This is a genomic window from Arthrobacter rhamnosi, assembly GCF_054510975.1.
Genome location: NZ_JBTNDN010000007.1, coordinates 132,114 through 156,177, shown reverse-complemented (window position 1 = coordinate 156,177; position 24,064 = coordinate 132,114). Strand labels below are relative to the sequence as shown.

General features: G+C 70.1%; 22 protein-coding genes, 1 tRNA gene and 1 riboswitch. Of the genes, 15 read left to right on the top strand and 8 right to left on the bottom strand.

Annotated elements, in window-relative coordinates:
• The first annotated feature begins 153 nt into the window (after positions 1-153).
• From ACX80J_RS15450 to fdhD, 7 genes are all read left to right on the top strand, one after another.
• Positions 154-852 carry a metal-dependent transcriptional regulator gene (locus ACX80J_RS15450; protein WP_087075470.1) on the top strand — a complete coding sequence of 233 codons (699 nt, stop codon included), beginning with the start codon at positions 154-156 and terminating at the stop codon, positions 850-852.
• 111 nt (positions 853-963) lie between these two features.
• Positions 964-1,141, top strand: a riboswitch (cyclic di-AMP (ydaO/yuaA leader).
• Positions 1,142-1,146: 5 nt separating this feature from the next.
• The gene (locus tag ACX80J_RS15445) at positions 1,147-2,103 is read left to right on the top strand and encodes an NlpC/P60 family protein (protein WP_459348378.1); all 957 of its coding nucleotides are present in this window, start codon (positions 1,147-1,149) and stop codon (positions 2,101-2,103) included.
• 218 nt (positions 2,104-2,321) lie between these two features.
• Positions 2,322-2,819, top strand: a complete 498-nt coding sequence (locus ACX80J_RS15440) for an HNH endonuclease (protein ID WP_459344797.1) — start codon at positions 2,322-2,324, stop codon at positions 2,817-2,819.
• Positions 2,816-3,421 (top strand): molybdenum cofactor guanylyltransferase, encoded by a 606-nt coding sequence (mobA, locus tag ACX80J_RS15435; protein WP_459348377.1) that lies wholly within the window; start codon positions 2,816-2,818, stop codon positions 3,419-3,421. Before ACX80J_RS15440 ends, mobA begins: the two co-directional genes overlap by 4 nt.
• Positions 3,422-3,438: 17 nt before the next feature.
• Positions 3,439-3,723: a DUF6457 domain-containing protein gene (locus ACX80J_RS15430; RefSeq protein ID WP_459348376.1), complete on the top strand. Its 285-nt coding sequence runs from the start codon at positions 3,439-3,441 to the stop codon at positions 3,721-3,723.
• On the top strand, positions 3,720-4,973 hold the full coding sequence (locus ACX80J_RS15425; protein ID WP_459348375.1) for a molybdopterin molybdotransferase MoeA: 1,254 nt from the start codon (positions 3,720-3,722) through the stop codon (positions 4,971-4,973). Before ACX80J_RS15430 ends, ACX80J_RS15425 begins: the two co-directional genes overlap by 4 nt.
• A gap of 163 nt (positions 4,974-5,136) precedes the next feature.
• On the top strand, positions 5,137-5,964 hold the full coding sequence (fdhD, locus tag ACX80J_RS15420; protein ID WP_459348374.1) for a formate dehydrogenase accessory sulfurtransferase FdhD: 828 nt from the start codon (positions 5,137-5,139) through the stop codon (positions 5,962-5,964).
• A 188-nt stretch (positions 5,965-6,152) separates the two neighbouring features.
• Here the strand turns inward: fdhD and ACX80J_RS15415 are convergent, their stop codons facing one another.
• The 3 genes from ACX80J_RS15415 to ACX80J_RS15405 form a co-directional block, all read right to left on the bottom strand.
• Entirely contained in the window at positions 6,153-6,944 is a 792-nt protein-coding gene (locus tag ACX80J_RS15415) for an amino acid ABC transporter ATP-binding protein (RefSeq protein WP_459348373.1), read from the bottom strand.
• A complete protein-coding gene (locus tag ACX80J_RS15410) occupies positions 6,931-7,554 on the bottom strand; it encodes an amino acid ABC transporter permease (protein ID WP_459345152.1) in 624 nt (207 codons plus the stop codon). The genes ACX80J_RS15415 and ACX80J_RS15410 overlap by 14 nt, the downstream gene beginning before the upstream one ends.
• A 103-nt stretch (positions 7,555-7,657) precedes the next feature.
• The gene (locus ACX80J_RS15405; protein WP_459344803.1) at positions 7,658-8,485 is read right to left on the bottom strand and encodes an amino acid ABC transporter substrate-binding protein; all 828 of its coding nucleotides are present in this window, start codon (positions 8,483-8,485) and stop codon (positions 7,658-7,660) included.
• Positions 8,486-8,704: 219 nt separating this feature from the next.
• Here ACX80J_RS15405 and ACX80J_RS15400 point away from each other — a divergent pair, with 219 nt between their 5' ends.
• On the top strand, positions 8,705-10,612 hold the full coding sequence (locus ACX80J_RS15400) for an ABC transporter ATP-binding protein (RefSeq protein WP_459344804.1): 1,908 nt from the start codon (positions 8,705-8,707) through the stop codon (positions 10,610-10,612).
• Here ACX80J_RS15400 and ACX80J_RS15395 read toward each other — a convergent pair.
• The 3 genes from ACX80J_RS15395 to ACX80J_RS15385 all read right to left on the bottom strand — a co-directional run bounded on the left by ACX80J_RS15395 (position 10,609) and on the right by ACX80J_RS15385 (position 11,886).
• Positions 10,609-11,037: an NUDIX hydrolase gene (locus ACX80J_RS15395; protein ID WP_459348372.1), complete on the bottom strand. Its 429-nt coding sequence runs from the start codon at positions 11,035-11,037 to the stop codon at positions 10,609-10,611. The two genes, ACX80J_RS15400 and ACX80J_RS15395, sit on opposite strands and share 4 nt — an antisense overlap.
• A 111-nt stretch (positions 11,038-11,148) precedes the next feature.
• Positions 11,149-11,222: transfer RNA gene (locus ACX80J_RS15390), tRNA-Arg, on the bottom strand.
• Between the two features lie 28 nt (positions 11,223-11,250).
• Complete coding sequence (locus tag ACX80J_RS15385; protein WP_459344806.1) at positions 11,251-11,886, bottom strand: hypothetical protein; 636 nt, start codon at positions 11,884-11,886, stop codon at positions 11,251-11,253.
• A gap of 86 nt (positions 11,887-11,972) precedes the next feature.
• Here ACX80J_RS15385 and pcrA point away from each other — a divergent pair, with 86 nt between their 5' ends.
• From pcrA to ACX80J_RS15360, 5 genes are all read left to right on the top strand, one after another.
• A complete protein-coding gene (pcrA, locus tag ACX80J_RS15380; RefSeq protein ID WP_459344807.1) occupies positions 11,973-14,432 on the top strand; it encodes a DNA helicase PcrA in 2,460 nt (819 codons plus the stop codon).
• Positions 14,433-14,619: 187 nt separating this feature from the next.
• Complete coding sequence (sucC, locus tag ACX80J_RS15375) at positions 14,620-15,786, top strand: ADP-forming succinate--CoA ligase subunit beta (protein WP_459348371.1); 1,167 nt, start codon at positions 14,620-14,622, stop codon at positions 15,784-15,786.
• Positions 15,787-15,798: 12 nt separating this feature from the next.
• Entirely contained in the window at positions 15,799-16,701 is a 903-nt protein-coding gene (gene sucD, locus ACX80J_RS15370; RefSeq protein WP_459344809.1) for a succinate--CoA ligase subunit alpha, read from the top strand.
• Positions 16,702-16,928: 227 nt separating this feature from the next.
• Entirely contained in the window at positions 16,929-17,984 is a 1,056-nt protein-coding gene (locus ACX80J_RS15365; RefSeq protein ID WP_459348370.1) for a zinc-dependent alcohol dehydrogenase family protein, read from the top strand.
• A complete protein-coding gene (locus ACX80J_RS15360; protein ID WP_459344811.1) occupies positions 17,981-18,445 on the top strand; it encodes an SRPBCC family protein in 465 nt (154 codons plus the stop codon). The genes ACX80J_RS15365 and ACX80J_RS15360 overlap by 4 nt, the downstream gene beginning before the upstream one ends.
• A 36-nt stretch (positions 18,446-18,481) precedes the next feature.
• On the opposite strand, the gene ACX80J_RS15355 is transcribed toward ACX80J_RS15360, so the two are convergent.
• A complete protein-coding gene (locus ACX80J_RS15355; RefSeq protein WP_459348369.1) occupies positions 18,482-19,405 on the bottom strand; it encodes a S1C family serine protease in 924 nt (307 codons plus the stop codon).
• 77 nt (positions 19,406-19,482) lie between these two features.
• Positions 19,483-20,586, bottom strand: a complete 1,104-nt coding sequence (locus ACX80J_RS15350) for a VIT1/CCC1 transporter family protein (RefSeq protein WP_459345153.1) — start codon at positions 20,584-20,586, stop codon at positions 19,483-19,485.
• Between the two features lie 302 nt (positions 20,587-20,888).
• Between ACX80J_RS15350 and ACX80J_RS15345 the strand changes: the two genes are divergently transcribed.
• Together ACX80J_RS15345 and ACX80J_RS15340 are read left to right on the top strand one after the other, a co-directional pair.
• Positions 20,889-22,619, top strand: coding sequence for a long-chain-fatty-acid--CoA ligase (locus tag ACX80J_RS15345; protein ID WP_459344813.1), 1,731 nt, complete (start codon positions 20,889-20,891; stop codon positions 22,617-22,619).
• A complete protein-coding gene (locus tag ACX80J_RS15340; protein ID WP_459344814.1) occupies positions 22,616-23,980 on the top strand; it encodes an AI-2E family transporter in 1,365 nt (454 codons plus the stop codon). The genes ACX80J_RS15345 and ACX80J_RS15340 overlap by 4 nt, the downstream gene beginning before the upstream one ends.
• Positions 23,981-24,064 lie beyond the last annotated feature (84 nt).

The following is a 24,064-nucleotide window of genomic DNA, read 5'->3' as shown; positions in this document are numbered from 1 at the left end:
CCCGTGGCGTCGTCGGAGCTGATTGCCGGGCGCGTCGCGCCATGGGTTAACCTTGGGAGGCGTGGGGCGGAGCTGGCTGTGCCGGCCGTGGCACCCCCACCGGCGTGAGGCATTCCAGCCGCGCGACCTCACTGCACCAAGGAGCTGAACCGCATGACGGACCTCATCGACACCACCGAGATGTACCTGCGGACCATCCTTGAGCTCGAGGAAGAGAACATCGTCGCCCTCCGCGCCCGCATCGCCGAGCGGCTTCGTCACTCGGGGCCGACCGTCTCCCAGACCATCGGTCGCATGGAACGCGACGGACTCGTGGTCGTCTCCGGCGACCGGCACCTCGAACTGACCGAACTGGGTCGCCGCAGGGCCACCGGGGTCATGAGGAAGCACCGCCTCGCGGAGCGGCTCCTGAGCGACGTGATCGGGCTCGACTGGGCCTACGTCCACGACGAGGCCTGCCGCTGGGAGCACGTGATGAGCGAACGCGTGGAGCGCCGGCTCTACGAACTGCTCGGAAAGCCCTCCGAATCCCCCTACGGCAACCCGATCCCGGGACTCGAGGCCATCGGCGGCGTCCAGTCCGAGCTGTTCACCGACGGCGTCGTCACGCTGCTCTCCGCGATGGGCACGTACTCGCCGGAGAAGCAGGTCACGCTCGTGCGGCTGGCGGAGCCGATCCAGGTGGATCCGGAACTCCTCACGCAGCTCGACGAGGGCGGCCTGCGCCCGGGTGCGCAGCTGAACCTCGAGTCCGTCGGAGGGTACGTCTCCGTGCGCGTGCCGGGCGTCGAGGGTGCACTGGAGCTGCCTCCCGAGGTGGCCTCCCACGTCTTCGTATCCGTCGCGGCGTAATTGCCGTCACCAATAACACACCATTCTGTGACCAGAATGTGACATAACCTGCATTTGTGTTGTACGGTTCATTTCGTGCCAAATTCGCTCTAGATCCGGCACCCTCCTGCAAATCGCCTAGCTCTGCCATTGCTCGAGGTCCGTCCGCACCATCGCATGGCAGAGGCGGGGGAACCAAGTTTCGGATTTCTTTCGAGAAATCCTTGGGGTGAAGTCGCTGTTAGCGCAGCGGCCGGGTGACTCCCATCCGAATCCGACAGCTCACCTCGCAGGCGTTGGGAGAGGTAATCCAACGTGTCCACCAGCTCTTCGCTGGGCCGCCACCGCGCGCCCCAGAACGCCAACCCGCTGACCGCTCTTTCCGCCGCAGTAGCGTCGAACGCAGGATCGGTCGGCCGCCAGGCCGCCGTCATCGCCGCGGCTTCCGGCCTCGTGCTGACCAGCGGAGTTGCAGCCAACGCCGCCGATCTCCAGCCGCAGCGCGACGTCGCATCCTCCAGCATCACCGTCACCTCGGCCCGTCAGGCCGTCGTGGCGTCGTCCAAGACCGTCGTGTCCTTCAACAGGACCGCGGTGAAGGTCCACGCCAAGCCGGTCGTCGCCAAGAAGGCCCCGGCCGTCAAGGCCCCCGCAGCTCCGGCTCCTGTCGTCGAGGCTCCTGTCGCTGAGGCCCCCGCCGCTCCGGCTCCCGTCGCTCCGGCTCCTGTTGCTCCGGCTCCCGCTGCTCCGGCTCCCGCTGCTCCGGCTCCGGCCGCTCCGGCTCCCGTCGTGAAGGCTCCCGCTGCTCCGGCTCCCGCCGTCCAGGCCGTCGCTGCTGTCCAGGCCGTCGCCGCTCCCGCGCCGGCTCCCGCAGCCGCCCCGGTTCGCGCAGCTGCCCCGGCACCTGCTCCCGCACCTGCTCCCGCCCCTGCAGTCTCCTCCGGTGTCGCCGCGACCATCGCCGCCGCTGCCAAGGGCCAGCTCGGCGTCATGCAGGACTGCACGCGCCTCGTCAGCAACTCCCTCGCCGCTGCCGGCATCAACTTCCACGGCTGGCCGGCAGGCTACCTCTCCCTGGGCCGCACCGTGAGCGCCGGCCAGGCCATCCCGGGCGACCTCATCTACTACGCCGACGGCGGCATGGGTGCAGCCCACATCGCGGTCTACATCGGTGGCGGCCAGGCCGTCCACGGTGGATTCAACGGCAACACCACGGTGATCGCACCGGCCGAGCTCGGCTCGGGTGGCGTATACATCCGCGTCGGCGGCTGATTCCCGCACGCATCAGGATCAAGGAACCGGCACGCTGTGCCGGTTCCTTGCGTTTAACCGGTCGCAGGAGGGAGCCGGGCGCGGTACGTCAAGCCCGCCCGGCCGGGATTCTCCGCAGGCCGGTCTCCGGCTTACCCTTGCAGTGTCAATCCGAAGCTCTTCTCCCGTACCCCGGGATGGCAACCGGTGCGGGGAACAGGTCAGCAATGAGGCCACGCATGCGCACTCTTGTTCTGAATGCTGGGTATGAACCACTTGCGGTCATCACATTCCGCCGGGCACTGGTGCTTGTGCTCACGGGGAAGGCGAGCGTCGTGGCGGAGGACGGCGAACCGGTGGTCGGCCCCACCGAGATCCTCGGCAGACCCTCGGTGATCCTGCTCAACCGCTACGTGAAGATCCCGTACCGCCACGACCTGACAGCCACGCGGCGGGGGGTGCTGCGTCGCGACAACCACCTGTGCGCCTACTGCGGCAAGACCGCCTCGACCATCGACCACGTCCTGCCGCGGTCCCGGGGCGGAGGGGACACCTGGGAGAACCTCGTGGCCTGCTGCCTGAAGTGCAACAACGCCAAGGGGAACAAGACCCTCGGCAGCCTCGGCTGGAAGCTGCGCACCGTGCCGATGCCTCCGCGGGGACCGCAGTGGCAGATCCGCGAGCTCGAGAAGCCGGCGCCGCAGTGGAACGAGTTCCTCAGCGAGACAGCTGCGTGACACCCGACGTACCGAGGTTCGACGCCGTCGTCCTCGCGGGTGGCAGGTCCTCGCGGCTCGGCGGCGTGCCGAAGGCCGGACTGGTCCTGGAGGGTGCGACCCTGCTCCAGCGCACCTGCACAGCCCTCGCCCGCGCGGAACGCCTGACAGTCGTGGGACCGGAGCCCGGCGACGCCGTGCGGCTTCCCCCGGCGGCCGTGTTCGTGCGGGAGGAACCCGCTTTCGCCGGACCGGCGTCCGCGGTCGTCGCCGGATTCCGGGCGGGATCAGGACCCAGAGCGCCGTGGTGCGCCGTCGTCGCCTGTGACATGCCCCGCGTCGCCGTCCTGCTCGAGGTGCTGCTCGCCGAGGCTGCCGCAGGAGCGCAAGACTCCCTGGTCGCGGTCGACGGCGGGCGTGACCAGCCGCTGGCGGCGCTGTACCGGAGCGGCGACCTCGCGGCCGCCATCGACGCCGTCCTCGCGCGCGGACCCGCCGACAACCTGTCCATGCGCAGCCTCCTTGCTAGTGTGAAGACAAGACCAGTCCCGGTTCCGCCGGGCACAACGCACGACGTCGACACCTGGAACGATGCCCGAGCGCTCGGCGTCGACGTCCCCTAGCAACGCCCGGAGGGCTCATGGACGATCGGAACAAGCTGCTGCACGACTGGACCGAGCAGCTGCTCGCCGCCTTCGAGATCGACGGGACGGACGTGGACATCGACGCCGTCCTGGGCCTGGCGGGGAAGGCGGCGCACGGCGTCGTCCGTCCCGCGGCCCCCCTGACCACCTTCGTCGTCGGTTACGCCGCCGGCCTCGCCGTCGGCAGCGGCCAGGCGGACGAGCAGCTGGCGATGCGATCGGCGATGGCCGTGGCCGAGGCGCTCTGCGCCCGGGCTGCGGGAGAGGGGAGCCCCGAATGAGCGAGAACACCGACGCCCGAGATGTCGACTGGAGGACCGCCCGTGCCCTGGCCCACGGAGCCGGACGCCCGCTGCCGTTCCAGACGGTGAACCTCGCGGATGCCCTGGGCCAGACGCTCGCCGAGCCGGTCCACGCCCTGCAGGCCATTCCGCACTATGCGTCCTCTGCGATGGACGGCTGGGCGGTCAACGGGGAGCCGCCGTGGAAGCTCGTGAGCCACGCGGAGGACCAGAGCAGGGGCAGGCCCTCACCCCACGCCGACTCGGGTGGGGTCTCGCTCGCCCCGGGTGAGGCGACGTTCATCCTCACGGGCGGCGTGGTTCCCCGGAATACCCTCGGCATCCTCCGTACGGAGCACGGCTCGGTCCGCGGGGACCTGCTGGACCGGAACGAGGCCGCCCGGCCCGGCGAGCCGTCGCTGCACGAGCACGTCCGGCCGGCGGGCGAGGAAGCCGAGGAAGGCTCCATGGCCATTCCTGCCGGGGTGGTCCTCAACCCGGCGCAGATCGCGCTGGCCGCGGTGTGCGGCCACGACACGCTCGCTGTCCTCCGGGCACCGCGCGTGTCCCTGCTCATGACCGGCGACGAGGTCATCGATCACGGCCTGCCGCATCCCGGCCAGGTCCGTGACACCTTCGGGCCGCAGCTCCCGGGGTTCGTCGCGATGCTCGGCGGCCACGTCGACGTCGCCAGCCGGGCGAAGGACGACCTCGACGACGTCGTGGCCGCGATCAGCGCGGAGCCAACCGACGAGTCCTCGCTGGCCCGGGCCTCGGGTGACGTCCTGATCACGACCGGCGGGACGGGGAGCTCCTCGGCCGACCACATCCGCCGCGCCCTCGCCGAACTCGGGGCCGAGCTGCTCATCGACGGCATCGCCATGCGGCCGGGACACCCGACCCTCCTCGCACGGCTGCCCGACGGCCGTTTCCTGGTGGGACTCCCCGGCAACCCCCTGGCGGCCATGATGGCGATGCTCACCGTCACCGCACCGCTGCTCGCCGGACTGAGGGGCACCGCCCTCGAGGAACCCGCCGCCGTCACCAGCGCCGACGCGTTCGAGCCCCTGCCCGGCAGGAGCCGGCTGGTGCCCTACCGGCTCGAGTCCGGGCGGGCCGTCCCGAGCACCCACCAGCGCTCGGGCATGCTGCGCGGACTGGCCGGGGCCGACGGCGTGATGGTCGTTCCAGCAGCAGGCTGCGAGCCGGGCGACGACGTCCCGTCGCTCCCGCTGCCCTGGGTCGGCTGACCCGGGCAGCCATGCGGGGCCAGGGCGCTCCCTCCGTCGGAGGAATTCCGCCCCGGCGCCCGCCGGTCCCGCGCTGTCCACCTCCTCGTGCGGGGGACGACAGTGCCGGGAGGTGGCTGGAGTCAACTAACCTCGTTCTAGGGCCGAGGTTAAGGAGTGCCGGATGAACCGGGTTACACAGCGACGCCGCATCACGAAGTTCCGCATCGGAGCGCAGACCGGGCGCCGGGAGGATGTCCTGGCGGGCGAGGAACCGCTGGAGATCCGGCTCGGAGGCAGCGCCTTCACCGTGACCATGCGGACCCCCGGTGACGATTTCGACCTGGTGGCGGGATTCCTCGTCTCCGAGGGCGTCGTCTGGGAGCCGGGCCAGTTGCCGAGCCTGCGCTACTGCGCCGGCGTCGACGAGAACGGGCAGCAGACCTTCAACGTGGTGGAGGCCCAGCTCCGGCCCGGCACCGTCCTGCCGGAGACGGCGATGGAGCGCCACGTCTATACGTCGAGCTCGTGCGGCATCTGCGGCACGGCCTCGATCGACGCGGTCCGGAAGTCCTCGCGCTTCGACCTGCGCACCGACACCTCTCCCGTGGACCTCGGCGTGCTCGCATCCCTGCCGGACCGGCTGCGCGAGAGCCAGAAGCTCTTCGACCGCACGGGAGGAGTCCACGCCGCGGGCCTCTTCACCGCCGAGGGGGAGCTGCTCTGCCTCCGGGAGGACGTCGGGCGCCACAACGCCGTGGACAAGGTGGTGGGCTGGGCGCTGCGCGAAGGCATGCTCCCCCTGAGGGGAACGGTGCTGCAGGTCTCCGGCAGGGCGTCCTTCGAGCTCGTGCAGAAGGCGCAGCTCTCCGGCATCCCCGTGCTCGCCGCCGTCAGCGCCCCGTCGTCACTGGCCGCGGATCTCGCGGACGACGCCGGGCTCACGCTCGTCGGATTCAGCCGCGGGACCTCCCTGAACTGCTACTCCCACCCGGACCGCATCACGGCCTGACCGCCCGCTGGAACGGGTTGAGCAGGCGCTGGCCTCGGACCCGAGTCATCGGGGCGCAGGGCGCATGCGGCGTCGTGCACGCGGTCCGTCGCCTGAGGGCGTGTCGCAGCGCAACGCACCGACGTTCCGGGAGGTATGGCTGTGAAAGCCGTGCGCGAAGCCGCCGGGCGACAGAGCCTGACCGCCCGCTAGAACGGGTTGAGCAGGCGCTGGACGAACCGGCGGGTCCGTTCCTCGCGTGGATTGCGCAGCACCTGGTCGGGGTGACCGCGCTCGACGACGACGCCGCCGTCCATGAAGACCACCTGGTCGGCGACCTCGCGGGCGAAGGCGAGTTCATGGGTGACGATCACCATGGTCCACTTCTCCTCGGCGAGCTCCTTGATGACGGTGAGGACCTCGCCGACCAGTTCCGGATCGAGGGCCGAGGTCGGCTCGTCGAAGAGGAGGAGGTCGGGCTGCAGTGCGAGTGCGCGGACGATCCCGACGCGCTGCTGCTGGCCGCCGGAGAGGTTGAACGGGTAGTCGTCCCGCTTCTCCGCGAGCCCCACGCGGGCCAGGAGCCGCTCCGCGTCCGCGACGGCCTCCTTCCGGGGCCGCTTCTGCACCTGCACCGGACCCTCGATGATGTTCTCGAGGACCGTTCTGTGCGGGAACAGGTTGTAGTTCTGGAAGACCATGGCGCTGCGGTCGCGCAGGGACAGGGCCTCCTTCTTCGTCACCTTCGCGCCGAAGTCCACCGAGGGGCCGCCGCGGAAGGCGACCGTCCCGCCGTCGGGCGTCTCGAGTCCGTTCAGGCAGCGCAGCACGGTGGTCTTGCCGGAGCCCGACGGGCCCACGAGCGCGACCACCTGCCCGCTGTCGATGTGCAGGTCGATGGACTTCAGCACCTGGTTGTCGCCGAAGGACTTCTGCAGTGCCGTGGCCGTCAGCAGGGGACCGGAGGTGACGGGAGGATGCAGCGGATCAGTGGGCGACATAGCGGTCCAACCTCTTCTCGAGCGCGGACTGGCCGCTGGACAGGACGAGGCAGAACACCCAGTAGATCGCGGCGGCCTCGAGGTAGAGCAGCATGAACTGCTGCGAGAACGCGGCGATCTGCTGGGCCTCGCGAAACAGCTCCGTCACCAGGATCAGCGACGCCAGGGAGGTGTCCTTGACGAGGCTGATGAAGGTGTTGGACAGCGGGGGCACCGAGACGCGTGCCGCCTGGGGGAGGATGACGCGGCGCAGGGTCAGGGTGCGGGACATCCCGATGGTGTGTCCTGCCTCCCACTGGCCCTTCGGGACGGACAGGATGGCGGCACGCAGGATCTCGGCCGCATACCCTGCCACGTTCAGCGAGAAGGCGATGATCGCGCTGGGCCACGGATCGATGGTCAGTCCGACGGACGGCAGGCCGTAGAAGATCACGAACAGCTGCACGAGCAGCGGGGTCCCGCGGATCACCGAGACGTAGAACCGTGCGATGCCCGCGAGGACCGGCTGCCCGCTGATGCGCATCAGCGCGACGACGAGGGCCAGCGCGAGGCCGAGCACGAACGACGTGATGGACAGCGGGATGGTGCCGACCAGGCCGCCGTGGAGCATGGGCCAGAAAGATGTGCGGAGCAGCTCCCAGTCCACTACTCAGCTCCTCCGGCCAGGGCGCCCTCCCGCGGTCCGGGATGCGGTCCGTCCCTCAGCGGCCGCATCACTCGCTGACGTCGGAGCCGAAGTACTTCTCGGAGATCTCTGCGAGAGTACCGTCCGCGCGCAGCTCACCGAGGGCGCTGTTGATGGCGTCCACGAGCTCCGTGCTGCCCTTGGCGACGGCGACGGCGCTCTCGGAGGTCTCGTCGGTGGTGGCCGCGATCTTGATGCCCTCGTTGTTGTTCGTCTTCTGGTAGTCGAGGTACGTCAGTTCGTCGTTGATCGTCGCGTCCACGCGGCCCTGCTCGAGGAGGGTGATGGATTGTGCCCAGCCCTCCACCGGTTCGACGTTCGCGCCCGCTTCCTGCGCGAGCTCGTACCAGTTGCTGGTCAGCGACTGGGCCGTGGTCTTGCCGTCGAGGTCCTCGAAGGAGGAGATGTCGTTGTTGTCGGCGGCCGTGACGATCACGCCCGAGCTGACGGTGTACGGGTCGGAGAAGTCGTAGCTCTGCTTGCGCTCGTCCGTGATGGACACCTGGTTCGCGATCACGTCGAACCGGCCGGCCTCCAGGCCCGCGAAGATCGCGTCCCACTGCGTCTCCTGGAACTCGGGCTCGACGCCCATCTTCTCCGCGACGGCGGTGATCACCTCGACGTCGTACCCGGTGAGCTCCCCGCTGCCTTCCTCGTGGTAGCTGAAGGGCTTGTACGTCCCCTCCGTGCCCACGGTCAGGACGCCGGAGTCCTGGATCTCCTGCAGGGCGCTGGACTCCCCGGACTCCGCGGACCCGGAGGGGCTACCCTCATTCGCAGGGGTCGACGACCCGCAGCCGGCGAGCGCGAGGGTCAGGGCGGCAGCGGCACCAAGGATGGACAGGCGGTTGGTCATGGGACTTCCTTCGGTTTCGGACGGACGGGCGCGCCGGGCGGGGGAAATAGAAGAGGTGGCCAACGGCTTGAACCCTAGGTACCTCCACTCCACCCGGCCGGGACCGGAGTAGAACACTACTGGGGTGAACACCGGGACATGCACTAATTGTTCCGAAGTATTGCGACGCGGGTCCACACACCGGGGATCCGCGCCGGGACTGGCACGGGAGGAATTGCTATGAGCATGGAAGGCGCGGCCTGGAGCTCGCTGTACAAGATATCGACGGCGAAGAACGGCACGCACGGGTTCTCCCGCGAATCCGTCCGGAGGATCCTCACGTTCGCCGTGCCGTATCGGACGAAGCTGGTGCTCTTCATCCTGCTGTCCGTGGTGGGTGCGTTCCTCGCCGTGGCGACGCCGGTGCTCGCCGGCAAGGTCGTGGACGTGATCGTCGCCCGCGGCGAGGTCCGCACCGTGGTGTGGCTCGCCGTCGTCATCGCGCTGGTCGCCGTGGCCGACGCCGCGGTGTCCCTCGTGACGCGGTGGTACTCGGCACGCATCGGCGAGGGCGTCATCCTCGACCTGCGCACCGCCGTCTTCAACCACGTCCAGAAGATGCCCATCGCCTTCTTCACACGGACCCGCACGGGCGCCCTGGTGAGCCGCCTCAACAACGACGTGATCGGCGCCCAGCAGGCGTTCAGCGGGACGCTCTCCGGTGTCGTCACCAATACCGTGGCCCTCGTGCTCACCCTGGCCGTCATGCTGAGCACCTCGTGGCTGGTCACGGTGCTCGCCGTCGTCATGCTGCCCATCTTCCTGGTGCCGGCCCGCCGGATGGGAAGCCGCCTCGCCTCGCTCCGCCGTGAGGCCGCCGACCACAACTCGGCGATGAGCACGCAGATGACCGAGCGGTTCTCCGCCCCGGGTGCCACCCTGGTGAAGCTCTTCGGCCGGCCCGACGAGGAAGCCGAGGAGTTCCGGGTCCGCGCCGCACGCGTGCGCGACATCGGCGTCCGCACGGCCATGCTGCAGTTCGTGTTCTTCACGGCCCTGATGCTCGTCTCCGCGCTGGCGCTCGCCCTGGTGTACGGGCTGGGCGGGTTCCTGGCCCTCGGCGGACAGCTCGACACCGGCGAGGTCGTCACGCTCGCACTCCTCCTCACACGCCTCTACGCGCCGCTCACGAGCCTGGCCAACGCGCGCGTGGAGATCATGAGCGCGATCGTCAGCTTCGAGCGGGTCTTCGAAATCCTGGACCTCGAACCGCTCATCCAGGAGAAGCCGGGCGCCGTTGTCGTCCCGGCCGGCCCGGTCTCGGTCGAGTTCGACGACGTCCGCTTCGCCTACCCGTCCGCGGACAAGGTCTCGCTCGCCTCTCTCGAGGAGGTCTCGACGCTGGACACGCGCGGCGGTGAGGAGGTGCTCCACGGCGTGTCCTTCCGGATCAAGCCCGGGCAGACGGTGGCCTTGGTGGGCACCTCGGGTGCGGGCAAGTCGACCATCGCCCAACTGCTCGCGCGCCTATACGACGTCGACAGCGGTGCCGTGCGCCTCTCCGGCACCGACGTCCGGGACCTGACCTTCGCGTCCATGCGGCACACACTCGGCATGGTGACCCAGGACGGTCACCTGTTCCACGAGACGATCCTCTCGAACCTCCGGCTCGCCCGGCCGGACGCCACCGACGACGAGGTCTGGGACGCCGTCCGCCGTGCCCGGCTGGAGCCCCTCGTCCGGTCGCTGCCGGACCAGCTCGACACGATGGTGGGCGAGCGTGGCTACCGGCTCTCGGGCGGCGAACGCCAGCGGATGACCATCGCTCGCCTCCTCCTCGCCCAGCCGCGTGTCGTCATCCTCGACGAGGCGACGGCGGCGCTGGATTCGACGTCGGAAGCGGCCGTGCAGGCAGCTCTCAGCGAGGCGCTCGAGGGGCGGACCGCCATGGTCATCGCGCACCGCCTCTCGACCATCCGGAGTGCGGACGTGATCCTCGTGGTCGAGGGCGGAACCATCGTCGAACGGGGATCGCACGACGAGCTGCTGGCCCTCGGCGGGCGCTACGAGGAACTGCACCGCACGCAGTTCGCCGTGCAGAAGAACGTGGCGATGGACGAGGAGCCCGAGGCCCTCAGCGGCGTCTAGGAGGATGCCCGGCGGAGGGTTCTGCCGCGTAGTGCCGGGAGGACGAAGTCCGTCAGCAGCGGTGCGAGGTCCTGCCGGTGATGCTCGGAGTCCAGGTCCAGCCAGTCTAGTTCCTCGATCTCGGCGGCCGGCAGGGGCTCCGCGGCCAGCGGGCACAGGAAGACGGTGGCCAGCAGCCGGGTATCGGCCTCGTTGGCCGCCGGGCCTTCCCACGAGCCGACCAGGGTGAGGTCCCCGGGCCCGACGACGAGGCCCAGTTCCTCGAACAGTTCACGCACGCCGGTCTCCTCCGGCGTCTCGCTCTGCTCCGGTTTCCCTCCCGGCTGCATGAACATCGTGGTTCCGCGCTTGCGCACGAGCAGCAGGCGGCGGTGGTCGTCGAGCAGGCACAGCGCGGTGACGGTGATCGTCGGGACGTCCGTCATCGGTCCGGCCTCCTGGCGGTTGCTCCTGGTGGTTAAAAGCGAGGAGGACGGGCGCGGTGCCCATCCTCCTCGTCCCCGGCGACGTCGTTCCCCGTCGTCCCGGGCTGCCTGTGCCCCTGGCCGGAATCGAACCGACGACCTTCCCTTTAGGAGAGGGACGCTCTATCCTACTGAGCTACAGAGGCGCGGATCCGCTGATCCAGCGATCCCAGCTTACCCGTTCTTCGCGCCGCTTTCCGCGCCGGTCCGCGGATGCCGCACGCGCCGCGGCAGGAAGACCGCCACGGCGCCGGCTCCCAGGCTTCCCGCGAGCAGCACCCACCGCAGGACCGTCAGCGTCGAGGCGAGTGCCACGGCGCCCGCATCAGGAGCCTGCGCGAGCATGGCGTCGATCGCGATGTTCTCCCACAGGTCGACGACGACGAACAGGATCACGGGGGACCACAGCAGCCAGCGCAGCCGGCGGCGCCCCACCTGGAGCTGGACGAGCAGGAGCCAGGCGAACGCGAAGATCAGGGGGAAGAGCGTGCCCGCCGTCTTGTGGAGGTAGCTCAACTGGCCGCGGGCGTCGTCGTCCATCGCTCCGCGCAGGCGCTCCACGGAGCCGACGTCGTACCCGCCGACCCTCATGTCCGGCATGGCGAGCCCGCCGCTGAGCTGCGTCATCTGGCCCAGCGTGAGCAGGTGGAAGTACCAGAAGAGGAACAGGGACGCGACGGCCGCCGCGATGAGGATCAGGCTGCCGTTGTCCTTACGGTCCGCCCGATCTCCGGCAGGCGGGGCGGAGGGTACCGCCGCCGGTGCGCCTGCTGCATGCTTCCGGTTGATCTGCGCCCTCGTCTTCGCCACCCTCCCAGTATGGGCGACGCCGGACCGGCCCGCCCCCGGGCGGGACGGGAGGAAGTGTCGGGGGCACCGCCTAGAATTGGAGGACCATGGACATGCTCTTCGATCCCTACGTCTCCCCGCCCACGCCCGCCGAGAAGAAGCGTGCACGCGAGGCGGCGATGGCGGCCGAGCCGGCGGATCCCGCGGCCGGGCACGTCCCCTCGCGGGTCGGCGTCGACGAGCACCGTGCGCACGAACTCCTCCTGGGCCTGAACCCCCAGCAGGAGGAGGCGGTGAAGCACGGCGGGACCCCGCTGCTGATCGTCGCCGGTGCGGGCTCCGGCAAGACGCGCGTGCTGAGCCACCGGATCGCCTACCTTCTGGCGACCGGCCGGTCCCACCCCGGGCAGATCCTGGCCATCACCTTCACGAACAAGGCCGCAGCGGAGATGCGGGAGCGCATCGAGGGCCTCATCGGCGACGTCGCCAAGCGCATGTGGATCTCCACCTTCCACTCCTCCTGCGTGCGCATCCTCCGCCGGGAGGCCGCGTCCGTCGGCCTGAACTCGAACTTCTCCATCTACGACTCCGCGGACACGTTGCGCCTCATCACGCTGGTCGCCAAGGGGCTGGATCTCGACCCGAAGAAGTTCGCGCCGAAGGCGATCCAGCACAAGATCTCCGCGCTGAAGAACGAGCTGATCGACGAGGAGACCTTCGCGTCCGACGCCGATCCGTCCGATCCCTTCGAGCTGGCCGTGGCGGAGGTCTACACGGGTTACGCCCAGCGCATGCGCCAGGCCAACGCCATGGACTTCGACGACCTGATCGCGCAGACGGTCTTCATGTTCCGGGCGTTCCCTGGCGTCGCCGACTACTACCGGCGGCGGTTCCGCCACGTCCTCGTCGACGAGTACCAGGACACGAACCACGCGCAGTATGCGCTGGTCCGCGAGATCGTCGGCGTCCCGGGGGAGTCCTCCGACGATCCGGCGGAGCTGACCGTCGTCGGCGACTCCGACCAGTCCATCTACGCCTTCCGGGGCGCCGACGTCCGCAACATCGTCGAATTCGAGAACGACTACCCGAGCGCCCGCACCATCCTGCTCGAGCAGAACTACCGCTCCACCCAGAACATCCTCAGCGCGGCCAACGCGGTGATCTCCCGCAACCCCGACCGGCCGGAGAAGCGGCTGTGGACCGCCGAGGGCAGCGGCGAGAAGATCGTCGGCTACGTGGGCGAGAACGAGCACGAGGAGGCCCGCTTCATCGCGGAGGAGATCGACCGGCTGCAGGACGAGGCGAACCTCCGCCCCGGCGACGTCGCCGTGTTCTACCGGACCAACGCCCAGTCGCGGTCCATCGAGGAGATCCTGCTGCGCGTCGGCCTGCCCTACAAGGTGGTCGGGGGCACCCGGTTCTACGAGCGCAAGGAGATCAAGGACGCGCTCGCCTACCTGCGGGTCCTCGTGAACTCCGACGACGTCGTCAACCTGCGCCGCATCCTCAACGAGCCCAAGCGCGGCATCGGCGACCGCGCCGAGTACGCCATCGCGGCGCTCAGTGAGCGCGAGCGGGTCAGCTTCATGGAGGCCCTTCGGCGGGCGGACCAGGCGCCCGGCATGGCCACGCGCTCGGTCAATTCCGTGGCCGGCTTCGTGAAGCTGATCGACGACCTCGCGGAGGTCGCCAGCGGATCGGGCGCCTCGGCCGCCCTCGAAGCCGTCCTCGAGCAGACCGGCTACCTCGAACAACTGAGGACCAGCAACGACCCCCAGGACGAATCCCGGGTGGAGAACCTGGCCGAGCTCGTCGCCGTCGTGCGCGAATTCGAGCGGGACAACCCGGAGGGGACGCTGGGCGATTTCCTCGAACAGGTGTCCCTCGTGGCCGACGCCGACTCCATCCCCGACGCTCCCGACGGTTCCGCAGCCGACGTGCAGCGCGCCGTCGAGGAGGCCCGCAGGCAGGGCGTCGTGACGCTCATGACGCTGCACACCGCCAAGGGCCTGGAGTTCCCGGTGGTATTCCTGACGGGCATGGAGCAGGGGATCTTCCCGCACCAGCGGTCCGCGACCGATCCCAAGGAGCTCGCGGAGGAGCGCCGCCTGGCGTACGTGGGCCTGACCCGGGCCCGCCAGCGCCTCTACATCACGCGGTCCGAGGTGCGCAGCATGTGGGGCCAGAGCCAGTACAACCCGGCCAGCCAGTTCGTCAGCGAGATCCCCGAGGAGCTCATCTCCTGGAAGCGCGAGGGTGCGGTGAAGCCGGCCTGGACGTCCGGCGGGAGCATCAGCGGACCGAGGTTCAGCGGATCCTACTGGGGCGCCAGCGGTGGTGGCTTCAACGGCAGCGCCCCGGCTCCCTCGAAGAGCGTGGGACGCGTGCAGCCCCAGAAGGAGGTCGTCTCGGTCGCGGTCGGGGACCGGGTCAACCACGCCAGTTTCGGGAACGGCACCGTCCTGTCCGTGGAGGGGGCCGGTGACAAGACCGTGGCGAAGGTGCGGTTCGACGTCGGGGAGAAGCGGCTGCTGCTGCGCTACGCCCCGCTGACCAAGGTCGCCTGACGCCGGTTCCTGAGCCGCCTCCGGCACGGGTTCCAGGGGCCGAAAACCCGGCAATTCCGGGCATTTCTTCTACAAAAGATAGAAGTGTGGCCTTACTCACTAAACCGGTACTCTGGGGAAGGCCTCAGGGCCGAGGGGCTAAAGTTCCCTCTTGTAAACCTACTTCGACGTAGAAGGACTCTAGCCCGTGGACCTGTTTGAATATCAGGCGCGCGATCTCTTTGAGGCACACGGAGTTCCCGTGCTCGCCGGCATCGTGGCGCACACCCCAGAAGAAGCAAAGGCAGCAGCCGAGAAGATCGGCGGCGTCGTCGTCGTCAAGGCGCAGGTCAAGGTGGGCGGTCGAGGCAAGGCCGGCGGCGTGAAGGTCGCCAAGACCCCCGACGAGGCCTATTCCTACGCTTCGGACATCCTCGGGATGGACATCAAGGGGCACACGGTCCACACGGTGATGATCGCGCAGGGCGCGGACATCGCCGAGGAATACTACTTCTCCGTCCTGCTCGACCGGTCCAACCGCAACTACCTGGCCATGTGCTCGGTCGAGGGCGGCATGGAGATCGAGCAGCTCGCCGTCGAGCGTCCCGAGGCACTCGCCCGCATCGCGGTCGACGCGGGGACCGGCATCGACCAGGCCAAGGCCGAGGAGATCGTCGACGCCGCCGGCTTCGCACCCGAGCTGCGCGACGGCGTCGTGAACACGATCCTCAAGCTGTGGGACGTCTTCGTGAAGGAGGACGCCACGCTCGTCGAGGTCAACCCGCTCGTCAAGACCGGCAGCGGCGACATCCTCGCGCTGGACGGCAAGGTCACCATCGACGAGAACGCCGGGTTCCGCCACGCGGACCACGCCGCCCTCGAGGACAAGGACGCCGCGGACCCCCTCGAGGCCAAGGCCAAGGAGAACGACCTCAACTACGTCAAGCTCGACGGTGAGGTCGGCATCATCGGCAACGGCGCCGGGCTGGTCATGTCGACCCTCGACGTCGTGGCCTACGCCGGCGAGGCGCACGGCAACGTGAAGCCCGCCAACTTCCTGGACATCGGAGGTGGAGCGTCCGCCGAGGTCATGGCCGCCGGACTGGACGTCATCCTCAACGACAGCCAGGTCAAGAGCGTCTTCGTGAACGTCTTCGGCGGCATCACCGCATGCGACGCCGTCGCCAACGGCATCGTCAGCGCCCTCGAGATCCTCGGCGACGAGGCCAACAAGCCCCTGGTGGTGCGACTGGACGGCAACAACGTCGAAGAGGGCCGCCGCATCCTCGCCGAGGCGAACCACCCGCTGGTGACCATCGCCGACACCATGGACGAAGGCGCCGACAAGGCCGCCGCGCTGGCCTACGGAAAGTAAAGGGTTCCCCACATGTCTATCTACCTCAACAAGGACTCGAAGGTCATCGTCCAGGGCATCACGGGCGGCGAGGGCACCAAGCACACCGCCCTCATGCTGAAGGCCGGAACCCAGGTCGTCGGCGGCGTCAACGCCCGCAAGGCCGGCACCACCGTCACGCACGGCGACGTCACCCTCCCCGTCTACGGCACGGTCGAGGAAGCAATCCGTGAGACCGGCGCCGACGTGTCGATCGTCTTCGTGCCGCCGGCTTTCACCAAGGACGCCGTCGTCGAGGCCATCGAGGCCGGTATCGGCCTCGTCGTCGTCATCACCGAAGGCGTCCCCGTCCAGGACTCGGCCGAGTTCTGGGCCCTCGCCCAGTCGAAGGTCGACGCCGACGGCCAGCAGGTCACCCGGATCATCGGCCCCAACTGCCCGGGCATCATCACGCCCGGCGAGTCCCTCGTGGGCATCACCCCGGCGAACATCACCGGCAAGGGCGGTGTGGGCCTCGTCTCGAAGTCGGGCACGCTGACCTACCAGATGATGTTCGAACTGCGTGACCTCGGCTTCTCGACCGCCATCGGCATCGGCGGCGACCCGGTCATCGGGACCACCCACATCGACGCCCTGGCAGCCTTCGAAGCGGATCCCGAGACCAAGGCGATCGTGATGATCGGCGAGATCGGCGGAGACGCCGAGGAGCGTGCCGCCGAGTTCATCAAGGCGAACGTCACCAAGCCGGTCGTCGGCTATGTGGCGGGCTTCACGGCTCCCGAGGGCAAGACCATGGGCCACGCCGGCGCCATCGTCTCCGGCTCGGCAGGAACCGCGCAGGCCAAGAAGGAGGCCCTCGAGGCCGCCGGCGTCAAGGTCGGCAAGACCCCCTCCGAGACCGCGAAGCTCCTCCGCGAGGTCTACGCGACGCTCTGATCCACGTCCCACCCCGGCAGCCTCCCCCGCATCCGTGCGGGGGAGGCTGCCGCCTTTAAGGCCCGGTCGGATGGGTCGCCGTCCGGGCGGGAAGACCCTCCCGGAGCCGGAGCGCCGGAGCAAGGGAACGGCGGACGACCCCGGGCGGTGGGGCGGGACCTCCGCTGCTTGTAAGGTGGCGACAGGGGAACCACCGATTGCGTCAGGCAAGCTTCTAGGAGATTTTCATGCGCGCCACCATCATCCACGGGCCCGGCGACATCCGCGTCGAGGACCGCGACTATCCGACGATCATCCGTCCCACGGACGCCGTCGTGCGGGTCACGGCCTCGTGCGTCTGCGGATCCGACCTCTGGCCCTACCGCGGTGTCCGGCCCACGAAGGAGCCCAAGGCGATCGGCCACGAGTTCGTCGGCGTCGTGGAATCCGTGGGCGACGACGTCCGGGACCTGGCGGTCGGCGACTTCGTGATCGCCCCCTTCGTCGACAGCTGCGGCAAGTGCCCGCAGTGCCTGAACGGCGTCACCGTCGCCTGCGACCACCTCGCGGGCTGGGGCAGCACCGACGAGCACGGCGATTTCCTGCAGGGTGGCCAGGGCGAGGCCGTGCGGGTCCCCCAGGCGGACGGCACGCTCCGCAGGGTCGAGGGCGTCACCGAGCCCGACGCCGCCCTCACCGCCAGCCTCCTGACCCTCTCCGACGTCATGTCGACCGGTCACCACGCTGCCGTGTCGGCGAACGTGGGCCCGGGCAGCACCGTCGTCGTCGTGGGTGACGGGGCGGTCGGCCTGTGCGGGGTGCTCGCCGCCAAGCGCCTCGGCGCGGAGCGCATCATCGCGATGTCCCGCCACGAGGACCGCCAGGCCCTGGCGCGTGAGTTCGGGGCCACCGACATCGTCGCGGAACGCGGCGACGAGGGCGTGGCGAAGGTGCGAGAACTGCTCGGGGGAGTCCTCGCGGACTCGGTCCTCGAGTGCGTGGGGACCAAGGAGTCCATGGACCAGGCGCTGCGCAGCACGCGTCCGGGCGGGCACCTCGGCTTCGTCGGGGTCCCTGCGGGCGGACCCGAGCTGCCGGTCAGCCTCCTCTTCGCGAAGAACATCACCGTGGGCGGCGGCATGGCCCCGGCCCACACGTACATCCCCGAACTGCTGAAGGACGTCCTGGACGGGACGATCAACCCGGGCCGGGTGTTCGACGTCGAGATGCCGCTGGAGGAGGTCGCCGAGGCGTACCGGGCAATGGACGAGCGGCGTGCCATCAAGGTGCTGCTCAAGCCATGACAGCCGGCTCCGGCACGGACTCCGCCTACCTCATCTCCCGCGAGCGGCTCATCGACGCACCGGCAGCCCGCATCTTCGAGGTCCTCGCGACGCCCGCCCTGCACAGCGTGATCGACGGATCGGGGACCGTGCGGGGCGAGCAGCCCAACGGCCCGTCCCGCCTCTCGCCGGGCGCGAAGTTCGGGATGGACATGAAGCTGGGTGGCCGGTACAGGATCCTCAACCACGTGGTCGAGTTCGAGGAGGGCCGCCGCATCGCATGGCGGCACTTCTCGGCGCACGTCTGGCGCTATACGCTCGAGCCACGCGGCGACGCCACGCTGGTGCGTGAGGAGTGGGACGGCCGTGCGGTGCCCTGGAGATTCGTCTTCCGGCTCACCGGCTTCACCCGCCGCCATCCGGCCAGCATCGAGGCGACGCTGGCCAACCTCAAGGACTACGTGGAGCGGGACGCCACCTAGGTGCGGCCCGCCGCTCAGGGCGGGACGCCGCGCCGGTCATGCGACCCGCAGCTCTTCGGGCTGCACGACGATGTCCACCAGCGCGCCGTTGCGCCACACCGTCATCTCCATCCGGCGGCCGATCGCGGTCTCGACCATCAGCCGCTGGATGCCCGTGGCACTGCGGACGGGTATGCGGTCCAGCGAGATGACCACGTCCCCGGCGCGGGCTCCGGCGCCGGCGGCGGGGCTCCCGGCGACGACGGATGCCACCTGCATCCCCGTGGGCGAACCGACGCGGGCCGCGATCTCGGGGATGAGCGGAATCTGGGCTCCGACGACGCCGAGCCACGCACGGCGCACGCGGCCCCTGGTGGTGAGCGCGTCGATGATCTCCCGCGTCGTCGTGTTGATGGGGACGGCCAGGCCGAGTCCGATACCGGCGACGGCCGTGTTGACGCCCACCATGCGTCCCGCGCTGTCGGCGAGCACGCCCCCGCTGCTGCCCGGATTGAGGGTCGCGTCGGTCTGGATGACCTCGTCCACCACGCGTCCGGACACCGTGGGAAGGGATCGGCCGAGTGCGGACACGATCCCCGCGGTGACGCTGCCTGCCATGCCGAGCGGGTTGCCGAGTGCCACCACGAGCTGTCCGACCCGGAGTCTGGAGGCATCCCCCCAGGGCACCGGCGGGGGAGTGCGGCCGTCCGCCGCGAGGACGGCGAGGTCCGAGAGCGGGTCGCTGCCGACCACCTGGGCGGGCAGCACGGATCCGTCGCCGAACGCGACCTCGATACGCCGCGCGCCGGCGACCACGTGCGCGCTCGTCAGCAGGTGCCCATCGGGCGAGATCACGGATGCGCTACCCGCACCGGTACCGCGGGCGGTTCGCACCGTCACCGCCGCCACCGAGGGCAGGGTGGACTCTGCGATGCGCACGATCGCCGCCGAGTACGCGTCGAGCGCCTCCTGCTCGTCCATGCGCACCATTCCAGCACTCCGGCGGTCGACGGGAAACGCCGTTCGCGCAGGGCGCACGGCGTTCCCCGGATGCCGGCTCAGGCCACGGACGTGCCGAAGAGCAGGCCGAGGAGGTAGGTCACCGCGGCCGCGCCGAGACCGATCGCCAGCTGCCGGAGCGCCAGCCGCAGCGGCGAGGCGCCCGACAGCAGGGCGACGACCGCACCCGTGGCCAGCAGTGCCAGTCCCACCAGGACGCACGCGACGACGACGGCTGTCACGCCGCTGAGGCCCACGAGGTACGGGAGCACCGGGATGACGGCACCCGAGGCGAAGAAGCAGAAGCTCGACGCGGCGGCGCCGAGGCCGGTGCCGACCGCCTCGTGCTCGTCGACGGCGTCGTCCTCCTCGGGCTGGAGGGAGAAGCTCGGGTCGCAGTCGCAGCTGTACAGGCCGAGGCGCTCCGCCGCGCGGTGCTCGGCGGCCGCCGGCGTCATGCCCCTCGCGCGGTAGACGAGCACCAGTTCGTTCGCGGCGATGTCGAGTTCCTTCGCCGCTGTGAGGGTGATCTGCGTGGGACGCGTCGCCGACAGCAGCTCACGCTGGGACCGGACGGACACGTATTCGCCGGCGCCCATCGACAGGGCGCCGGCCAGGAGCCCGGCCAGCCCGCTGAACAGGATGAACGAGGGAGAGACGCCGGTGGCACCGATGCCCATGACCAGCGCGAGGTTGCTGACGAGCCCGTCGTTCGCGCCGAAGACCGCTGCCCGGAAGTTCCCGGACAGCCGGTTGCGGCCGCGGGTCGCGAGGCCACGCACCACTTCCTCGTGGATCTGCTCATCGGCCACCATGGCGCTCGTGGCGGAGGGGTCCGTCGCGTACGGGGACCGTCCTTCGGCACGCTGCGCGAGGGCCAGGACGAAGACCGACCCGAAGCGCCGGGCGAGCACGCCGAGGATCCGGTTGCGGACGGAGGGCCTCAGGGGCCGTCCGACGTCGTTGCCGAGCAGTTGAAGCCAGTGCGCCTCGTGGCGGCCTTCCGCCTCGGCCAGGCCGAGGAGGATCTCACGCTCCTCGCCCGTCCTGCGGCGGGCGAGATCGCGGTAGGTGGCGGCCTCGCCCCGCTCGTCGGCGAGGTACTGGCGCCAGCGCTTGATGTCGTTCCGGGAAGGGGACTGCTCAGGGGATGTCACGGGGATGCTCCGGTGGTCGGGGTGCCCGTGCGCGCCACGGCCGAAGCGGGGGGCTCCGGCCGTGGAACGCAGGTGCGCTGGTTCGGCCGAAGGTCTCGCTCGCCGGGTGGATCCGGTGGACTGCCGGGCACCTCTGGCGCCAGTATGTCGACAGGCCGCGCGTCCTCGGGACGCGGAGCTACTCCCCTTCGACCATCCATCCTACCGGACCGCCCCGGACCGCCGGGCCGCAGGCTCCGTCCCGGCGGGTCAGGTACCGGAAGCCGGAGACCCGCGCTACAGTCGAACGGATAACAGGAAGCAGGCTTATGGATTTGGCAGCCCGGCCCTGGGTGGCGAGCTACGCGCCCGGCGTACCCCGGTCCTTCGACGTGCCCGACGGCACGCTCTCCGACCTGCTCGATTCCTCGGTACGCTCCTACGGCGCAGCGACGGCACTGGAATTCTTCGGTGCTTCCACGACGTACCGCGCCCTGGGCGACGCCGTGGCGCGCGCCGCGGCAGGCCTGCGCTCGCTCGGCGTCACCGCCGGCGACCGCGTGGCCCTCGTGCTGCCGAACTGCCCCCAGCACATCATCGCCTTCTACGCCGTCCTCCGCCTCGGGGCGATCGTCGTCGAGCACAACCCGCTCTACACCGACCGCGAGCTGAGGCACCAGTTCGAGGACCACGGAGCGAAGGTGGCGATCGTCTGGGACCGGGTGGCCCCGCGCGTCCAGAGGCTGCCCGGGGACATCCCGGTCACCGCGGTCGTGACGGTCGACCTCATCCGGGCCATGCCCGCAGCACGCCGCCTCGCCCTGAGACTGCCTGTCCGCCGGGCCCGCGACGCGAGGGCCGCGCTCACGACGACGGAGAAACCGGCCGGCCCCCGGACCGTGGTGCCGTGGCGGGACCTGCTCCGCCACCGGCCCCTGCCGCACCGGCATCCCCGCCCGGCACCCCAGGACACGGCCGTCCTCCAGTACACCAGCGGCACCACCGGTGCGCCCAAGGGCGCGATCCTCACGCATCGGAACCTGCTGGCCAACGCCGCCCAGGGCCGCGCCTGGGTGCCCGGCCTCGAGGCGGGCCGTGAAACCGTCTACGCCGTCCTGCCGATGTTCCACGCCTACGGCCTCACGCTGTGCCTGACGTTCGCGATGAGCATCGGGGCACGCCTGGTCCTCTTTCCCCGGTTCGACGTCGGGCTGGTGCTGGACGCCGCCCGGACGAGCCCACCCACCTTCCTGCCCGCCGTCCCGCCCATCTACGACCGGCTCGCAGCGGGCGCTGCGGACCGCGGAGCGGACCTCCGCAGCATCCGGTTCGCGATCTCCGGCGCCATGAACCTCCCGCAGGCCACGGTCGAGACCTGGGAGGCCGCGACGGGGGGTTACCTGATCGAGGGCTACGGACTGACGGAGACCTCGCCCGTGGCGGCAGGCAACCCGATCGGTCCCACCCGGCGTCCGGGGACCGTCGGGGTGCCGTTCCCCGGCACCGACGTGCGGATCGTCGACCCGGAGGACCCCACCCGGGACCGCGGGCCGGGCGAGGCGGGGGAGCTGCTCATCCGCGGGCCCCAGGTGTTCGCCGGCTACTGGCGCAGGCCCGACGAGACCCACGCGGCCCTGCTCGACGGCGGCTGGTTCCGCACGGGCGACATCGTCCGTATGGACGACGACGGCTTCCTGACGATCGTCGACCGCATCAAGGAACTGATCATCACCGGCGGTTTCAACGTGGCGCCGTCCGAGGTGGAGGACGCGCTCCGGGCCCATCCCGACGTGACGGATGCGGCCGTCGTCGGACTCCCGCGGGCCGGCGGGGGCGAGGACGTCGCCGCCGTCGTCGTCCTGGCCCCCGGCGCCGTGCTCGATGCCGAGGCGCTACGGTCCTCCTGCCGCGCGGCGCTCGCCGCCTACAAGGTCCCACGCACCATCGTGCAGGCCGAGGACCTGCCCCGGTCCCTGATCGGGAAGGTCCTCCGGCGCGAGGTGCGCACCCAATTGCTCGACGATGGCCCTCGGGCCGAAGGAAAAGGTGACATTCGATGACTCCATTAGCGCGGGCGGAAACGTCCGCTCCACAAAGCCCCTGGCACGACACCCTGGGGCGCGCCAGCATCCGTGTGGCGCAGGTGCTCCTGCTCCTGGTGCTCGCCGTGGTGGCCGTGTACGCCCTGATCCAGGTCCGGCTCGTGGTGATCCCGATGCTGCTGGCACTGATCCTCGCGGCCGCGATCGGCCCGTTCGTGAACTGGCTACGGCGCAAGGGCTGGGGAGCGTCGTTGGCCACCGGCGTGTCCTTCCTGCTGCTCCTGCTGGTGTTCGGTGGCCTCATCACGGGCATCGTGTTCGCCGTCGTGGGTCAGGCCGGCGAGTTGGCGTCCAGCGCGACGGAGGGCTTCGACCAGCTCTACGCCTACGCACAGAACGGTCCCATCCCGATCGACGACGCCCAGATCCAGCAGGCGCGCGACGCGGCTGTGGACTTCGCGACGAGCAGCACCGCTGGCGCGGGCGCCATCTCGGGCCTCAGCGCGGCCGGCAACTTCATCGCCGGTGCCCTGCTCATGGTGGTCATCCTCTTCTTCTTCCTCAAGGACGGCGAGAAGATCTGGGCCTTCATGCTCCGCGCGTTCAAGGGCAAGCGCCTGGTCAAGGCCCGCCGGGTGGGTTACAGCAGCATGGCCGTCCTCGGCGGCTACGTGCGCGGCACCGCGATCGTGGCCCTCGTCGATTCCGTCTTCATCGGACTCGCGCTCTTCTTCCTCGGCGTCCCGCTGGCACTCCCGCTGGCCGCCATCGTCTTCATCGGCGCCTTCATCCCGCTGGTCGGCGCGACGCTGGCCGGCGTGCTCGCGGCCCTGATCGCCCTCGTGGCCAACGGGCCCTTCGTGGCGCTCATGGTCATCATCGCGGTCATCGTCGTGAACCAGCTCGAGGGCAACTTCCTGCAGCCCGTGGTCATGGGCCGTACGCTACAGGTCCATGCCCTCGTCATCCTGCTGGCCCTGACCGCCGGCACCATCCTCGCCGGGATCATCGGCGCGATCCTCTCCGTCCCCGTGGCCGCCGTCGGCTGGGCCGCGATCAAGGCGTGGAACCAGGAGAAGGACGACGAGATCACGGAGGCCGAGGTCGACAAGGCCGAGGTGCTGACGGCGCTCGACGAGACCGGGCACGGCCTGAGCTCCACGCCCAAGGAGGAGCAGGCCGCCAGGGTCGCCCAGGCGCTCCCCGCGACGGACGAGGCGGACGACCGCCCGGGCACGCAGAACCGCAGGGTCCAGGGGCACGACGACGACGGCGACGACCGCGCGGACACTGCCGGCACCTTCGACGGCGCCCGCGCCCTCGACGATTCGCGCACCCGCGACACCACCGGCCGTCACGGAGGGTCGTCACCCGCCTGACGGCGACCGCATCGTGGTCCGCGGCGCTCGAGCGTCACCGGCCGCGATCGCCCCGGAACGCAGGAGGGCTCCCGGCGCATGCCG

Coding starts and splice junctions, on each gene's coding strand:
- ACX80J_RS15410 (WP_459345152.1), bottom strand. CDS start 7,554: ATGCTCCACGGCGGCCTGGTCGGCACCATCCCGCTGTCCATCACGTCG.
- ACX80J_RS15450 (WP_087075470.1), top strand. CDS start 154: ATGACGGACCTCATCGACACCACCGAGATGTACCTGCGGACCATCCTT.
- ACX80J_RS15440 (WP_459344797.1), top strand. CDS start 2,322: ATGCGCACTCTTGTTCTGAATGCTGGGTATGAACCACTTGCGGTCATC.
- fdhD (WP_459348374.1), top strand. CDS start 5,137: ATGAACCGGGTTACACAGCGACGCCGCATCACGAAGTTCCGCATCGGA.
- ACX80J_RS15365 (WP_459348370.1), top strand. CDS start 16,929: ATGCGCGCCACCATCATCCACGGGCCCGGCGACATCCGCGTCGAGGAC.
- sucD (WP_459344809.1), top strand. CDS start 15,799: ATGTCTATCTACCTCAACAAGGACTCGAAGGTCATCGTCCAGGGCATC.
- ACX80J_RS15405 (WP_459344803.1), bottom strand. CDS start 8,485: ATGACCAACCGCCTGTCCATCCTTGGTGCCGCTGCCGCCCTGACCCTC.
- pcrA (WP_459344807.1), top strand. CDS start 11,973: ATGGACATGCTCTTCGATCCCTACGTCTCCCCGCCCACGCCCGCCGAG.
- ACX80J_RS15395 (WP_459348372.1), bottom strand. CDS start 11,037: ATGACGGACGTCCCGACGATCACCGTCACCGCGCTGTGCCTGCTCGAC.
- ACX80J_RS15400 (WP_459344804.1), top strand. CDS start 8,705: ATGAGCATGGAAGGCGCGGCCTGGAGCTCGCTGTACAAGATATCGACG.
- ACX80J_RS15415 (WP_459348373.1), bottom strand. CDS start 6,944: ATGTCGCCCACTGATCCGCTGCATCCTCCCGTCACCTCCGGTCCCCTG.
- ACX80J_RS15355 (WP_459348369.1), bottom strand. CDS start 19,405: ATGGACGAGCAGGAGGCGCTCGACGCGTACTCGGCGGCGATCGTGCGC.
- ACX80J_RS15425 (WP_459348375.1), top strand. CDS start 3,720: ATGAGCGAGAACACCGACGCCCGAGATGTCGACTGGAGGACCGCCCGT.
- ACX80J_RS15345 (WP_459344813.1), top strand. CDS start 20,889: ATGGATTTGGCAGCCCGGCCCTGGGTGGCGAGCTACGCGCCCGGCGTA.
- ACX80J_RS15430 (WP_459348376.1), top strand. CDS start 3,439: ATGGACGATCGGAACAAGCTGCTGCACGACTGGACCGAGCAGCTGCTC.
- ACX80J_RS15360 (WP_459344811.1), top strand. CDS start 17,981: ATGACAGCCGGCTCCGGCACGGACTCCGCCTACCTCATCTCCCGCGAG.
- ACX80J_RS15340 (WP_459344814.1), top strand. CDS start 22,616: ATGACTCCATTAGCGCGGGCGGAAACGTCCGCTCCACAAAGCCCCTGG.